Genomic DNA, 13,967 nt, shown 5'->3' on the forward strand with positions numbered 1-13,967 from the left:
CCTTATTTCAACCAGCAACGTGATGCTGCCAGACCGGACATCAGTTCAGCGTTCGGATCCGGCATATAGCCACCGATGTCGTTGCTGACGCCATCAATGAAGTCATTGAACATCGGGACGATCACGCCGCCTTCGTCATGCAGGATCTTTGCCATATTGCTGTAAAGCTCTTTACGCTTGGCCGGATCCAGCTCAGCCTTGGCGGCTTGCAGCATGCTATCGAACTCGGCATTTTTGAAACGGGTGTCGTTCCAGTCAGCCGTCGACAAATACGCGGTCGAGTACATCTGATCCTGAACCGGACGGCCAGTCCAGTACGACGCACAGAACGGTTGCTTGTTCCATACTTCCGACCAGTAGCCGTCATTCGGCTCACGCTTGATTTCCAGCGGGATGCCAGCGGCAGCCGCGCTCTGCTGGAACAGTTGAGCTGCGTCAACAGCGCCCGGGAAGGCGGTTTCAGCGACGCGTAGGATGATCGGTGTTCCGTCGTGGCCCGAGTTCTTATAGTGCTCTGCGGCTTTGACCGGATCGTACTCGCGCTGCTCCATGCTGTCATCGAACAGCGGGTAGGCTGCGTTGATCGGAATATCGTTACCGACACCACCATAGCCACGCAGAATCTTGTCCACCATTTCCTGACGGTTGATCGCGTATTTCAGCGCAAGGCGCAGCTCTTTGTTGTCAAAGGGCGGCGTGTCGGTGTGCATGATGAACACATAGTGGCCACGGCCCGAGACGTTCTGCACGGTGATGTTCGGAGCGCGATCCAGCAGGCTCGCAATCTTCGGATCAACCGAGTTCACCATGTGCACCTGACCCGACTGCAAAGCCGACATACGCGCAGTGGCGTCGTTGATGATCAGAATCTCGGCCGAATCTGCGTGCCCTACGCTGTCGTCCCAGTGGTTGGCGAATTTGGTGAAGGTGTGACGAACGCCCGGCTCGTTGCTTGCGATCTGGTAAGGACCAGAGCCGATGCCTGCGGTGGGGTCATCCATGCCGCCATTGGGCTGGATCACCAGGTGATAGTCGGCCATCAGATAGGGAAGGTCAGCATTCGGCGTATCAAGGTTCAGCGTCAGCGTGTTGCCGCTGACCGACATGCTTTCGATGCCTTTCACGATCCCCAAGGCACCCGACTTGGATTCTTCGTTCGAATGACGCTCAATCGTTTTCATCGCGTCTTCGGCGGTCAGGGTTTTGCCATTGTGGAATTCTACACCCTGACGAATGTTGAAGTGCCAGGTTTTCGCGTCAGCCGAGCTGTCGATGCTTTCAGCAACGCGCATATCGATCTCACCGGCCGGCGATACGTTTACAAGAGTATCGCCCCAGATTCCCAAGGAAGCGCGAGGTGCTTGTGACGCGACCAGACCCGGATCCAGCGAATCCGTACCGGCACCGCCATTCATCCCCAGCTTGATGGTGCCGCCCTTGTTGGGTCCAGCAGCCATAGCAGCGGTGGACAGCATGGTACTTGCTGCAGCCGTCGATACGCCCAGCGCACTTGCACGCCCCATGAAGTCACGACGCGACAGTTTGTTTTCCGCAACGCGTTTGGACAGATATTCGAGTTCTTTTTTCATTGATGGCTCCCTGAGTGGTCGGCGTGTGACAATAGACCGCCGTTTTTATTGGTTCGGCTAATAGAGTTGCGCAGAACCCGACGCATCGCAAGGGTGGATACCGACTCTCGGTTACAAGTTTACGACATAGAGGGGCTCTCACCTGCAGCAAACTCAGAGTTTGAAGCCCCCTAAGTCGGTGTGGGTCAACAAAAAAAGGGCCAGATAAAATCCAGCCCTTTCAAATATTTATATATGTCTTTGCGCTTACAGATCAGAAGTTAAGCGAGATGTCACGGTGATAAGCCGTACAAGAAGCCATCTCTAACGCCTGATCACGCGTAAAGCGCGGCTGTTGGCGGAGACCCAGCGTACCTCTGATTCCGTCCAGATAGGCATTCAGCCCATCGCGCAGCTTGGCATCTGCGTCGGCGCGCCACGCTTTTTGGCCCTCAAAGGCGGCAACAGCATCCTCATAAGCTGCCATTGCTTTCTCTCGATCCGGGGTCTTGGACTTCAGTGCCTTGCGCGCTTTGCCAAGAGCCTTCTTCACATCGTCCGCACCTTCGACTTTGCCGAACACTTTGGACAGTTCATTCACAAGCTCTTGCGCCTCGTTTTCCGGCGTCGACATAATCGTCGCCTTCATGTCGCGCAGATCCTGTTCCAACGCGGCGAACGCGTCGTTGGCGTCAAGCACAGCCAGAACCGATAGCGGAGCTTCCCATGCCTCATCCGCGGCACGACGATACTTGGAGCGTGCGTTGTTTTCGGCCTTGGTCAGAGTCAGGAATTCCTTGTTTACCTCGGCCCAGCTTGCTGGGATCCCTGCATGAAGGTGTTCCATCTCGGCATTCAAAGCCGCGACCTTCGTCTCAAGCTTGGCCTTTTCAGCCGCCTGACTTTCGTCACGCATCCGGCTGGCTAGCTTTTCGAACTCATCCACTTCGCGCTGGATATTTCGGATCTGTTTTTCGATCCCGCGCACCAGTCGCAACTGCGGACGATATTCGCCCGAAGCAGCCTGCACGTTATCTGCCGCAACAAAGGCAGCATCCAGCTGTGCAACAGCGTTATCTGCAGCATCCAGACCATCAGTCAGGTCACCCGACAGATCCTTCGGCAGCGCTGACAGATCAAGCCCGCGTGCAGCGGCGATTGCATCACGCGTGGCCGAGCTTTCTGCCAGTTGCTGGCCTACGTAATCCTCGACGCAAAGCTGTAGCTTCGGGTTACGCGGCGGCGGGCTGCTTTCCGACAGGAAGCTTACGCGGTTTGGCAGATAGTTCACCAAAGGCGGATACAGACCCACAATCACCAGCGCCGCAATCTGCAGCGAGATGAAGGCAATCACGCCCTTGTACATCTGCACCGTCTTCACGATCGCCGGGGCAACCCCGCGCAGATAGAATAGCGCGAAGCCAAAGGGCGGTGTCAGGAAGCTGGTCTGAATGTTCAAACCAATCATCACACCCAGCCAAACGGCGGTGATGTTTGCCTCGGGATCGGCCAGCAGGATCGGGGCCACGATCGGCACCACGACCACGGCGATCTCGATGAAGTCCAGGAAGAAGCCCAGAACGAAGATCACCAACATAACGATGAAGAACTGCGTCCAGAACCCGCCGGGCAAGCCCAGTAGGAATTCTTTCACCAGATCCTCGCCCCCGAATGCACGGAAGGCGGCGGTCAGCATGGCGGCACCCAGAAGGATGATGAACACCAACGAAGTCGTCTTGGCGGTTTCCAGCATGACACCGGCAAGCGTGTTCTCAATCTTCAGAACGCGCCAGCAGGACCACACCAGTGCCGCCATCAGCATGACTGACCCGACGGCTCCCAGAATGATCCCGAACCGGTCCGAGCTATCCTCGACAGCCTTCACGTTCATGTCGAAATTAATCAGAGCGAAGGCAATGACGGCCAAAGCGGCAATGGCCAAAAGCGCCGGATAGTACAGCGATTTGCTGGCTTTCGGCAGGCGATAGCCGGCCATAATCATCGCACCCGCGGCACCGATTGCACCTGCTTGGTTTACCGTAGCAACACCGGCAATGATCGACCCCAGAACAAGGAAAATCAGCGCCAACGGCGGCACCAGAGTGATCAGCATGTTTCTCAAGAAAGCGCCGTCATACTTGCCCTCATAGGGCACAGCCGGGGCCTGCTTGGGCTTCAGGATCGCGTAGAAAAGGATATAGGCCATATAAAGCCCAACCAGCAGCATACCCGGAATGAACGCGCCCAAAAACATCTCGCCCGCCGAAGTCGAGCCGACGTCGAACACAGACGGCATCGACAACTCTCCGGTCGCGTCCTTGTGCAGCGCTTTACGCGCGGTCGAAGCTTGGTCCGTGGCCGAGGCCAACTGGTCTGCCAGAATGATCAGCACGATCGAGGGCGGAATGATCTGCCCCAGCGTACCCGAGGCCGCAATCGTACCCGTCGCCAGCGACGGCGAATAGTTGTTGCGCAGCATCGCAGGCAGTGAAATCAGGCCCATCGCCACAACGGTTGCGCCGACGATCCCTGTGGTGGCCGCCAGCAGCGCACCCACGAAGACAACCGAAATGCCCAGACCACCCGGCACGGGGCCGAACAGCTGTGCCATCGCAACCAGAAGGTCCTCGGCGATCTTCGAGCGTTGCAGCATGATGCCCATGAAGATGAACAGTGGGATGGCGATCAGGGTATCCCTCTCGACCTCCCAATAGACGCCCCTAAGGTTCGTCACCCCGGCAGACAGCCATTGGTTTGGTCCGCCCGAGTGGAAATAGGCATCTGTCGAGCCTGCAAAAATGTAACCGGCACCGGCCGCAAGGCCGATAGTGATGATGGCCGCGCCGGGAAGCGCAAAGGCCACGGGATAGCCGGACCCAAGGGCTGCGGCCATGATCAGAATAAGAAGGGCTAGGAAGTAGAATTCCATCTGTCGTGTCCTTAGTGGGCCGCCGGGGCGACTTCTCGGTGTCCGGGCTCGTCACGTCTGTCGGCGACGGCCTCAAGGAAATAGCTGACGAACTGGATCAGCATGGTGATGGCAAACACGCCTAGGAAGGCGGCCATCTGGTATTTGATGAACATGCCAACGCCGCCAGCCTGAGAAATCTCGAAGTTGACGATGGGGCTGTTGATGATCGCGGTCTTGCCGTTGAAACCAACGACGAGGATCACCCAAACGGTGCTCATCCCCAACACGATCGATCCAAAGGCGTTTACGAAACCACGGGTGGTACGCCCAAAGCCTGCGTACAGAACGTCAACGCGGACGTGGCCTTCCTCGAACAGGGTATAGGCTGATGCAAACAGGAACAGGGCCGCGTACCAGTAACGCACCAAATCGCCCATCAGCGCTTGTTCATAGCTGAAGACAAAGCGTGAGATCACGATCAGAAGTTCGGCCGCGACGATCATCAACGCCAGCCACGTGAACCCCAAGGTCCGGGTAAACAAGGCGATGACAAAACCAGCCACGATCAGCGGCATGTGGATATACGGGCCAACCCAGCGCGATTTATTGAACAGTTTGGTGGTTTCTTCGCTGAACATGCCAGCAAGAATGCCTTCGACCCGCATGAAAGCGATGGCACTGTCGGCGATGCCAACCAGCAAGACCGACCAGAACATTGCGCGGATCAGATAGACGTTGAACTTGTGGATCTTCATCGCATCCCAGCGCAACGCGGTTGCTTTGGTGCCAAGCACATAGACGGCGGCAACGCCGACGCTGACGATATAGACCGCAAGATTGGCCCAGCTACCACCGGTCGCGCCGCCTTGAAAGATTGGCTTCGTGCCGGGCATGCCGAAGCCTACCACCAATGCGTTGTTCACTAGAAACGCGAATAAGAAGCCAAGCATGCCCCATGCAAACAGCCGTGCCGTGATTGCCGGACTGCCTTCGCGTGAAATGTCGGAAAAATCGGTTGCCATCAGCTCCCCCGAGGTCGGTTGGAGTAAGGCGTCAAAGCAGTGGTCGCTTCTGTGCCTTACAAAAGAGCGGGGCCATTTCGGCCCCGCTCAGATTGTTTTTTAACGATCAGCGAATTATTCGCCCAGACCCAACACGCGGTTACGCTGGTTTACATAGCCGATCTCGAACTGAGCCATCATGTTGCCCATTTCACGCAGCTTTGCCTGGAAGTCATCATTGATACGCGCAGCCAGCTCGGAGTGGTCGCGTGTTTCTTCAAAGACTTCTGCAGCTGCTTCACCGAAGCTATCCCAGACGTCGTCGTTGAACGAACGAACCTGTACGCCCTGCTCGTCGACGAGCTTGGTCAGGTATTCACCGTTCTTCGCGATGGTTTCATCGTGGGCGTATGCGTGCTCTTCAACACAGGCCGCTTCGATGATTGCCTTTTCATAGTCGGACAGACCGCCCCACCAGCTTGCGTTCATGCCCATGGCAAGACCGCCACCTGGCTCGTGCATACCTGCGGTGTAGTAGAACTTGGCGGCTTCATAGAACTTCATGAAGTAGTCGTTGTACGGACCAACCCACTCGGTCGCGTCGATGGCGCCCGATACGAGGTTTTCATAAATCTGCGAACCCGGCAGCGACACGGTCGATGCGCCCAGTTTCGACAGAACCTGACCACCCAGACCCGGCATACGCATTTTCAGACCCTTCAGGTCGTCTGCGCTTTCGATTTCTTTGTTGAACCAGCCGCCAGCCTGCGTGCCGGTCGAGCCACAAGCGAATGCCTTCAGGCCAAACTCGCCCGAGACTTCGTCCCACAGCTGCTGACCGCCACCGAAACGGATCCATGCGTTCCATTCCGGGGTCGACATGCCGAACGGTACCGAAGTGAAGTAAGCAAAGCCCGGGTGCTTGCCGGTCCAGTAGTAGTCGGCTGCGATGTAGGCCTGCGCGTTGCCCGAAGCAACTTCGTCAAACGAGTCGAAAGCACCAACACGTTCGCCGGCTGCAAAGTACTCAACATTCAGCGCACCGTCAGACAGTTGGCCGATACGAGCAGCCAGACGCTGGGCCGAAATACCCAGGCCCGGGAAGTCGCGTGGCCATGTCGATACGATGGTCATGGTCTTGCCACCTTGGGCAAGTGCGGGCGTTGCAAGAGCGGTTGCACCAGCGCCCAGCGCTGCACCTTTTAGAAACTTACGGCGTTCCATATTGGAATTTCCTCCTCCGAGTTCTCAATTCTATTCTTCTGGGACGCACAGGATAAGCACTGGCCCGCCTGCGCTGCCACGCCAATTACTACGCAGCTAGATTTAGATTTCAATTGGAATCTACTTAACTGGTAAAATTTTCTTACCAATTAACACCTATCCCACTGTCGGCCCTACAGAACTAACAACGGGATGCAATCGCTTCAGTTGAACTGAAGCGCAACATGCACCGAATTGACATCCCTTTCTTCGCGACAGCCTGCTTGACGTCGCGTCCGATTCCCTCCGAAGCCGTATTAATTTAATTTCTGGACATTTCATTTTCTGAACTATATTTGAGCACTCACCAAAGAAGGACTCCATCGAATGAACGCGCAAACTGAATTTGACCCCGACGGGCTTGAACCCGAGCTGCGTGCCCTGATGGGTGTCTTTTCGCTCTATACCTATATCGACACGAACATGCGTCAGCCGGGCGATGACTGCAGCGGCCCTACATTGGAGCGCAAGGTGTTGGTCAAGCTGGATCGCCCCAAACGGATCGGCACATTGGCCCGTGATCTGGACGCGCTGCCGTCAACCATGACAACCGTCGCAGACCAAATGGAAGAGCGCGGCTTGATTGAGCGGATGCGTGACCCGGAAGACCGCCGCGCATGGCTGTTGTGCTTGACCGAGAAAGGCCAGCAACAGCGCAAGGAAATCGTCGGGCTTGCCCACGAGCTTCTGCACGAAACTCTGGGCCTGTCAGATGACGAGGTCGAAGCATTCGCCCAAATCTCTTTGAAGATCCACCTGAAAATTCAAGAATTAAACAACGGTTGAGTGAGGCACATGACCCATCGTACCAGTCCCCTAGTTGCTGTTGCATTGGCAACCGCTTTGTCCCTTGGCACTGCTGCCGCACAAGACAGCACCACCCAGCCGGACACCGTGAAACCCGTCAAGCTGATGACCATCTCGGAAAGCCAGCAGACGTTCTCGCGCACCTTCTATGGCAAGGTCGTTGCCCGCCAGACCATTGATCTGGCGTTTCAGGTCGGCGGTCAGATTGTCGATTTGCCGATCATCGAGGGCGAACTTCTGCCCGAAGGCAGCCTGATTGCGCAGCTGGACCAAGAGCCGTTCTCGTTGGCGCTTGAGCAAGCCCTCGTTCAGAAAGATCAGGCTGACCGCACGCTTGAACGCCTGACAAAACTGCGTGGGAACACGGTCAGCCAAGTGACGATTGACGACGCTGAAACGCAGACCAGCCTTGCTGACATCGCGTTCCGTCAGGCCGAGAAGAATTTGAACAACGCCACGCTTTATGCACCGTTTGACGCGCTTGTGGCGTCGCGCAACGTCGGCAACTTCAACACCATCGGAGCCGGCGCCCCCATCGCGCGTCTGCATGACATGAGCGAGATTCGCATCGAGATCGATGTGCCCGAGATCCTTTTTCAGTCCGCCGGGGATGAAGAAAACATACTGATCATGGCCCATTTCGCAGGCCACGACGAAGCCTATCCGCTTGGAATTCGCGAGTTTAACGCCGAAGCCGCGGCGGCTGGTCAGACGTATCGCCTAACCCTTGGAATGGAGCCCGTTGAAGACCTTCAGTTGCTTCCCGGCTCTTCTGTCGACGTCCGCATCAGCGCGACCACCAACGCCTCCGAGATTAAACTGCCCGCAACCGCCATCGCGGTCGATCCACAAGGCAACACCGTCGCAATGCGCTTTGTTGAAGGTGCCGACGGCAAAGGTACCATCGCCGCCGTCCCGGTTCAGGTGGCAACTGCCCCGGACGGCAGCTTCATTGTGACCTCGGGCCTGTCAGATGGCGACATCATCGTCGCTGCCGGGGCGTCCTCGGTGAAGGACGGTGAATCCGTACGTCCTTTTAACGGCTTTGCGAACTGAGGCCCGACATGATGAACATCGCACGCGCCTCGATCGAGAAGCCGCTTTATACGTGGCTGATCATCCTCACCATGCTGTTTGGTGGGACATATGGCTTTTTCAACTTGGGCCGCCTTGAGGACCCAGCTTTTACCATCAAGCAGGCCGTAGTGGTCACGCAGTACCCCGGTGCCAGCGCCGAACAGGTCGCGACCGAAGTGTCCGAACCTCTGGAAAGCGCCCTTCAGAAGATGGAGGAGGTCGACAAGATCACATCGACCAACCGCCCGGGTGAAAGCCGCATTGATATTGAAATCAAGTCAACTTACCCGGCCGCTGCGCTGCCAGACATCTGGACACGACTTCGTGCCAAGGTGCGTGACACTTCGCGCAGCCTGCCGTCGGGGGCTTTGGCTCCTTTCGTGAACGACAGTTTCGGGGATGTGTTTGGTCTGTACTATGCCGTCACCAGTCCCGGCTTCACGGATGCTGAGCGGCATGACCTCGCCACCTTTATGCGGCGCGAGTTGCTGGCGGTCGATGGCGTCGCAGATGTAGATCTGGCGGGCCTACCGTCCGAGGTGATCTATATCGAACCCAACATGACGCTGGCGGTCAATCAGGGCATTCCACCCAATGCCATTGCCGGGGCAGTATCGACGTCCAACTCGGTCGCAGCTGCGGGCGGTTTGAACAACGACGCTGGCCGCACGATGTTCCGCGCGCCGGAAGGCTCGGAAACCATCGGCGACATCGCATCGCTGAACGTGGGCGTAAACGGCGTACTGGTAAACATCGCAGACCTTGCCCAAGTCTCGCGCGAGCGGGTGGCAAATCCCGATCAGATCATCCGTTTCAACGGTCAAGAAGCGTTCACCATCGCCATCGCCGGCCTTGAAAGCGAAGACATCGTCGAAGTGGGCCACCGTGTCGACGCAAGACTGGCCCAACTTGGCGAAAACATCCCACACGGGATCGACCTGCACCCAATCTATCAGCAGCACCTTGTGGTCGAGCAAAGCTCGAACGACTTCCTTGTGAACCTCGCCATGTCGGTAGGGATCGTGATTGTCGTGCTGGGGGCCTTCATGGGCTGGCGTGCAGCCATTGTGATCGGGTCGACACTTCTGTTGACCGTGGTTGGCACGATCCTGTTCATGTGGCTTTTCTCGATCGAGATGGAGCGGATTTCGCTGGGTGCCCTGATCATCGCGATGGGGATGCTGGTGGACAATGCCATTGTAGTTGCGGAAGGGATGCAGATCTCGATGCTGCGCGGACGCAACTCGCGTCAGGCCGCAGATGACGCCGCCAAGAAAACACAGATCCCGCTTCTGGGTGCGACCGTCATTGGCATCATGGCCTTCGCAGGCATCGGGCTGTCGCCTGATTCCACCGGCGAATTCCTGTTCTCGCTGTTTGCGGTGATCGGCATTTCGCTGCTTCTGTCTTGGGTGCTGGCGCTGACCGTGACACCTTTGCTGGGGCACTATCTGTTCAAGCATGACAATCAAAACGCCGAAGACGCCTATAGCGGGCCGTTCTTCCGCATGTACAAGCGCACGCTTGATCTGGCCCTGTCGGCGCGTTGGATGGTGATCGCCGCGCTGGTCGCTATCACGGTGGTCTGTTTTGCAGGCTTTGGTCAGGTGAAGCAGCAGTTCTTCCCGAACTCGAACACACCGCTGTTCTTTGTCTATTACAAGCTTCCGCAAGGCAGCTCGATCCATCAGGTGGCAGATGACCTAAACCAGATGGAAGCGTGGCTTCTTGAGCAGGAAAAGGTGGTGTCGGTTGCGTCCTATGCCGGACGTGGCGCGTCCCGTTTCATGCTGACTTATGATGGCGGCAAGGACAATCAAAGCTATGGCCACCTGATCATCCGCACCGAGGTTTTGGACGACATTCCAGACTTGCATGCGCGGCTTGAAAACTTCGGCAAGGAAACTTTCCCGCAGGCCGAGTTCCGCGTGCAGCGTCTGGTCTTTGGCCCTGGTGGCGGAGATCCCATTCAAGCCCGCTTCTCGGGCAGCGACCCGAAGGTCTTGCGAGAACTGGCTGACCAAGCCGCACAGATCATGCAAGAAAACTCGGACAATCTTCTGAACCTGCGCACGGACTGGCGCGAGCAGGAACTGGTGATCAAACCGATCTACGCCACCGAACGTGCCCAAACTGCAGGCGTGAACCGCGAAGACATCGCCGCCACGCTTGAGTTTGCTACTGATGGGCAGCGTGTGGGCGTCTATCGCGAACGGGAACGTCAGATCCCGATTTTCATGCGCAAGCCACAGGACGAGCCGTTCAACATCTATGATCAGTTGGTCTATTCCCCGGTTGCCGCCAGCCACCTTCCCATTGAACAGGTGACCGACGGTTTCGAGGTGCGCACAGAAAACACACTGGTGCATCGCCGCAATCGCGTTCCCACGATCTCGGTCGGGGCGGATGTGGTGCCGGATGTCACCGCCGCGCATGCGCATTCCGAGATCCGCGCCGCGATCGAGGCCATGCCGCTTCCCGCAGGCTACAAGCTGGAATGGGGTGGCGAGTTCGAGAACTCAAGCCAAGCGCAGGCCAGCCTTGGGGCACAGCTTCCGATCAGCCTTCTGATCATGGTGATGATCTCGATCCTATTGTTCAATGCGATCCGTCAGCCGATCATCATCTGGCTTCTGGTGCCCATGTCGGTGAACGGGGTTGTCGTCGGGCTTCTTGGTACAGGCATGCCGTTTAGCTTTACCGCCCTTCTGGGTCTGCTCAGCCTGTCCGGGATGCTGATCAAAAACGGAATCGTTCTGGTCGAAGAAATCGACCTTGTCCGCGCCGAGGGCAAAGCATTGCGCCCTGCGATTATCGAAGCTTCGGCATCAAGGGTACGCCCGGTGGTTCTTGCCGCCGTCACCACTATCCTTGGTATGGCACCGCTGCTGACCGACGCGTTCTTCGTGTCAATGTCGATCACCATCATGGGCGGTCTGGCCTTCGCGTCGATCCTGACGCTGGTTGCCGCTCCGGTGTTCTACTACGTGTTCTTCAAACGCGACGAAAAACGCGAAGCCAACCCTGCGACCTGACCTACTCCACTCACAGACGCAAAAAGAGAAGGGCGACCCATTGGGTCGCCCTTTTTGTTACAATTGGTGCTGAAGGCTGGATGTGTGGGCTCGGCACTTTCCAACTGACAGTTCTATTCTTCAAGAACGAGGTCCAACCGTTCGGACAATGGAACGCTTTGACAACACAGGATGTCACCCTTCGCGATATCCGCGTCCTCAAGCGCCATGTGAGCCGTCATGTGGACTTTGCCCTCGGTCAACCGCGCCTTGCAGGCACCACAGACGCCGGATTGGCAGCTAAAGGGGATGTCTACTCCGGCGGCCAATGCAGCAGTCAGCAGTGTCTCACCTTTATCGACCATAAATTCATGCGTCGAACCGTTCAGTGAAACACTGGCTTTCGCTGCTACCGTTTCGTCAGCATTCACTTCGGCCTTGGGGCCCCCACCGAAGCTTTCCATGTGGATGCGATTTGCGGGAACATCGACCGCCATCAACGCAGACTTTACATCTTGGTTCATCTTGCCGGGGCCACAAATCCAATATTGGACGTCCTGCGCTTCAGGAGGTGTTTCGCCAATAGCCGCCGCGATTGCCTCGGCATCAACCCTGCCTGTTCGCCATGGTGTAAACCAGCTCCAGATTGACGGCGCGGACAGGACATGGCGTACCGTCAATCGATCTGAATGCTGATCAGTTAGGCCAGTAAGACATTCCTGATAGATGATGCTGTTCGCGTCAGCGTTGCCATAGATCAGGTGTGCGACCGAATGTGGTTCATGCGACAGCACTGCATTGATCATCGCAAATAACGGTGTGATCCCACTGCCAGCGCCAAAGAAATAGTGCGTGCGTCGCGCCGTAGTGCTTGGGGTCAGGGTAAAGCCACCGAAAGGGGGCATGACGTCGACCTCGTCCCCAACGGAAAGCGCGTCACCGATATGGTTGGATACTTTGCCATCCTTGACCCGCTTGATAGTAATCCGAAGCGCCTTACCCGGAGGGTTCGAGATGGTATAGCTGCGCCGTTCTTCCTGACCTTCGAGCATAAATCGAAGGGTCAGGTGCTGCCCAGCCGCCCAGCGGAAATCGTCTTGCAAGACATCAGGGACATCGAAAACAACGCTGGTGGCCGCCCCGTCTATTTCCGGGGTGATACTGGCAACAGTCAGTCTGTGAAAATCGCGCGACATTGTGGACCTCAACGGTAGTCGATTGTGGTGGTCAGCGACCGAATGACCGGCGTACCCAGATGGGAGACGATCAGAAAGCGATCTGTCTGCTTCATCTGACCACGATACCGTTGCCACAGATAGCTAACCCAAGTGGTCGCGGTTATGACGGTGCCTTCATCAGTCTCTTCGGTGCGAAACGAAGGGTCTTTGCGGAAGGTCTCGGTATAGCCTCGCATGGTCTCGGCATACTCGGGATCATCCCCCCAATCGGGTGTCGTTTCCCAGTCTGCCGTCTTGTAGTTGAATTGGTCGTCAGGCTCACCCATGCCGTACTTAATTGTGATCGAATGCTCGGCTTCGGGATGCCAATCTTGCCAACTGTTGGCCAACCCCGCCTCGTCATTCGCGGCGAAGTAACGTTGGGCTAGATCCATCGGCTCCGATTTCGGAGCGGCCAGTGCCAACCCTGCTGCAAGAACAAGCCCAATCGCGGTTGCGGTAATACGTTTCATGTATCGTTTCCCTTGGTTTGATTGATGCGTGTTGTGATTTCACCAAGGCGTGACAGCGATTGCAGTGTCATCGGCAGTACCAGCGCTGCCTCGACGAAATCCCAACTATAAGTGATGATCGAAAAAATCTTGCCGGTGGTGATCTCGATTTCCTGAGTTGCGAACCACAGATTGAACATCACCACACCCAAGAGCACGGCAAAGATCAGACCATAGACCACACCTTCTGTATCCGAGACGCGCACTTCTGACTTACGAAGGGCCAGAAGATGCGCGCCAAGCCGAGGCAGCGAACGGGTCTCATGCACTTTGACCTGCTTTTCGACCTCTTCGTTCAGCGCACTGTTCAGGCGGAAAAATCGACGGTGTGCCAAGCCATAAATAGCCAGCACAGCACAGAATGCCCCCGCCGAGACCAACGCCAATGTCGGGTGAAAACTAAGCAAGATCACCACTGCGGCGCCCAGACGGACAAGTGCAGTCATGCTTTCTGGTGCTTCCTCTTCAAGGAAATCGACCAGCTCATGCCCCATCCCCATCCGCGCGCTCAGCTTCGAGACCGGCATGCCGGGTGATCGGCGCGCCAGCGCCTTGCCCAGCTCTACGCGCATGAACCCATAAGCGCGCGTATCATAG

At 56.8% G+C, this 13,967-nt stretch carries 9 protein-coding genes and 1 pseudogene; 3 read left to right on the top strand and 7 right to left on the bottom strand.

Features of this window, described 5'->3' with window-relative positions; genetic code table 11:
* Nucleotides 1-2: 2 nt before the first annotated feature.
* The 4 genes from ACP15F_RS12800 to ACP15F_RS12815 form a co-directional block, all read right to left on the bottom strand.
* Entirely contained in the window at nt 3-1,589 is a 1,587-nt protein-coding gene (locus ACP15F_RS12800) for an ABC transporter substrate-binding protein (protein ID WP_424941220.1), read from the bottom strand.
* 253 nt (nt 1,590-1,842) lie between these two features.
* The gene (locus tag ACP15F_RS12805) at nt 1,843-4,497 is read right to left on the bottom strand and encodes a TRAP transporter large permease subunit (RefSeq protein ID WP_424941221.1); all 2,655 of its coding nucleotides are present in this window, start codon (nt 4,495-4,497) and stop codon (nt 1,843-1,845) included.
* 11 nt (nt 4,498-4,508) lie between these two features.
* A complete protein-coding gene (locus ACP15F_RS12810) occupies nt 4,509-5,501 on the bottom strand; it encodes a TRAP transporter small permease subunit (RefSeq protein WP_424941222.1) in 993 nt (330 codons plus the stop codon).
* A 114-nt stretch (nt 5,502-5,615) separates the two neighbouring features.
* A complete protein-coding gene (locus ACP15F_RS12815) occupies nt 5,616-6,704 on the bottom strand; it encodes a TRAP transporter substrate-binding protein (protein WP_424941223.1) in 1,089 nt (362 codons plus the stop codon).
* 366 nt (nt 6,705-7,070) lie between these two features.
* On the opposite strand from ACP15F_RS12815, the gene ACP15F_RS12820 reads away from it, so the two are divergent.
* Genes ACP15F_RS12820 through ACP15F_RS12830 form a run of 3 tightly spaced genes read left to right on the top strand, consistent with a single transcriptional unit; the run spans nt 7,071 to nt 11,662 of the window.
* A complete protein-coding gene (locus tag ACP15F_RS12820; RefSeq protein WP_424941224.1) occupies nt 7,071-7,529 on the top strand; it encodes a MarR family winged helix-turn-helix transcriptional regulator in 459 nt (152 codons plus the stop codon).
* 9 nt (nt 7,530-7,538) lie between these two features.
* The gene (locus tag ACP15F_RS12825) at nt 7,539-8,606 is read left to right on the top strand and encodes an efflux RND transporter periplasmic adaptor subunit (RefSeq protein WP_424941225.1); all 1,068 of its coding nucleotides are present in this window, start codon (nt 7,539-7,541) and stop codon (nt 8,604-8,606) included.
* 11 nt (nt 8,607-8,617) lie between these two features.
* Entirely contained in the window at nt 8,618-11,662 is a 3,045-nt protein-coding gene (locus ACP15F_RS12830; RefSeq protein ID WP_424941631.1) for an efflux RND transporter permease subunit, read from the top strand.
* A gap of 113 nt (nt 11,663-11,775) precedes the next feature.
* Here the strand turns inward: ACP15F_RS12830 and ACP15F_RS12835 are convergent, their stop codons facing one another.
* From ACP15F_RS12835 to ACP15F_RS12845, 3 genes and pseudogenes are all read right to left on the bottom strand, one after another.
* On the bottom strand, nt 11,776-12,837 hold the full coding sequence (locus ACP15F_RS12835; RefSeq protein ID WP_424941226.1) for a 2Fe-2S iron-sulfur cluster-binding protein: 1,062 nt from the start codon (nt 12,835-12,837) through the stop codon (nt 11,776-11,778).
* 8 nt (nt 12,838-12,845) lie between these two features.
* Nucleotides 12,846-13,331 carry a hypothetical protein gene (locus ACP15F_RS12840; RefSeq protein WP_424941227.1) on the bottom strand — a complete coding sequence of 162 codons (486 nt, stop codon included), beginning with the start codon at nt 13,329-13,331 and terminating at the stop codon, nt 12,846-12,848.
* Nucleotides 13,328-13,963 (bottom strand): annotated as a pseudogene (locus ACP15F_RS12845) (ABC transporter six-transmembrane domain-containing protein); the annotation flags it as partial. The pseudogene ACP15F_RS12845 and the gene ACP15F_RS12840, both read right to left, overlap by 4 nt.
* Nucleotides 13,964-13,967 lie beyond the last annotated feature (4 nt).

Origin of the sequence: Aliiroseovarius sp. S253 (assembly GCF_049800855.1) — a bacterium.
Lineage (GTDB): Bacteria > Pseudomonadota > Alphaproteobacteria > Rhodobacterales > Rhodobacteraceae > Aliiroseovarius.

What these genes read in the sequence shown, in the direction of transcription:
- ACP15F_RS12800 (WP_424941220.1), bottom strand. Translation starts at nt 1,589, where the DNA reads ATGAAAAAAGAACTCGAATATCTGTCCAAACGCGTTGCGGAAAACAAA.
- ACP15F_RS12805 (WP_424941221.1), bottom strand. Translation starts at nt 4,497, where the DNA reads ATGGAATTCTACTTCCTAGCCCTTCTTATTCTGATCATGGCCGCAGCC.
- ACP15F_RS12810 (WP_424941222.1), bottom strand. Translation starts at nt 5,501, where the DNA reads ATGGCAACCGATTTTTCCGACATTTCACGCGAAGGCAGTCCGGCAATC.
- ACP15F_RS12815 (WP_424941223.1), bottom strand. Translation starts at nt 6,704, where the DNA reads ATGGAACGCCGTAAGTTTCTAAAAGGTGCAGCGCTGGGCGCTGGTGCA.
- ACP15F_RS12820 (WP_424941224.1), top strand. Translation starts at nt 7,071, where the DNA reads ATGAACGCGCAAACTGAATTTGACCCCGACGGGCTTGAACCCGAGCTG.
- ACP15F_RS12825 (WP_424941225.1), top strand. Translation starts at nt 7,539, where the DNA reads ATGACCCATCGTACCAGTCCCCTAGTTGCTGTTGCATTGGCAACCGCT.
- ACP15F_RS12830 (WP_424941631.1), top strand. Translation starts at nt 8,618, where the DNA reads ATGAACATCGCACGCGCCTCGATCGAGAAGCCGCTTTATACGTGGCTG.
- ACP15F_RS12835 (WP_424941226.1), bottom strand. Translation starts at nt 12,837, where the DNA reads ATGTCGCGCGATTTTCACAGACTGACTGTTGCCAGTATCACCCCGGAA.
- ACP15F_RS12840 (WP_424941227.1), bottom strand. Translation starts at nt 13,331, where the DNA reads ATGAAACGTATTACCGCAACCGCGATTGGGCTTGTTCTTGCAGCAGGG.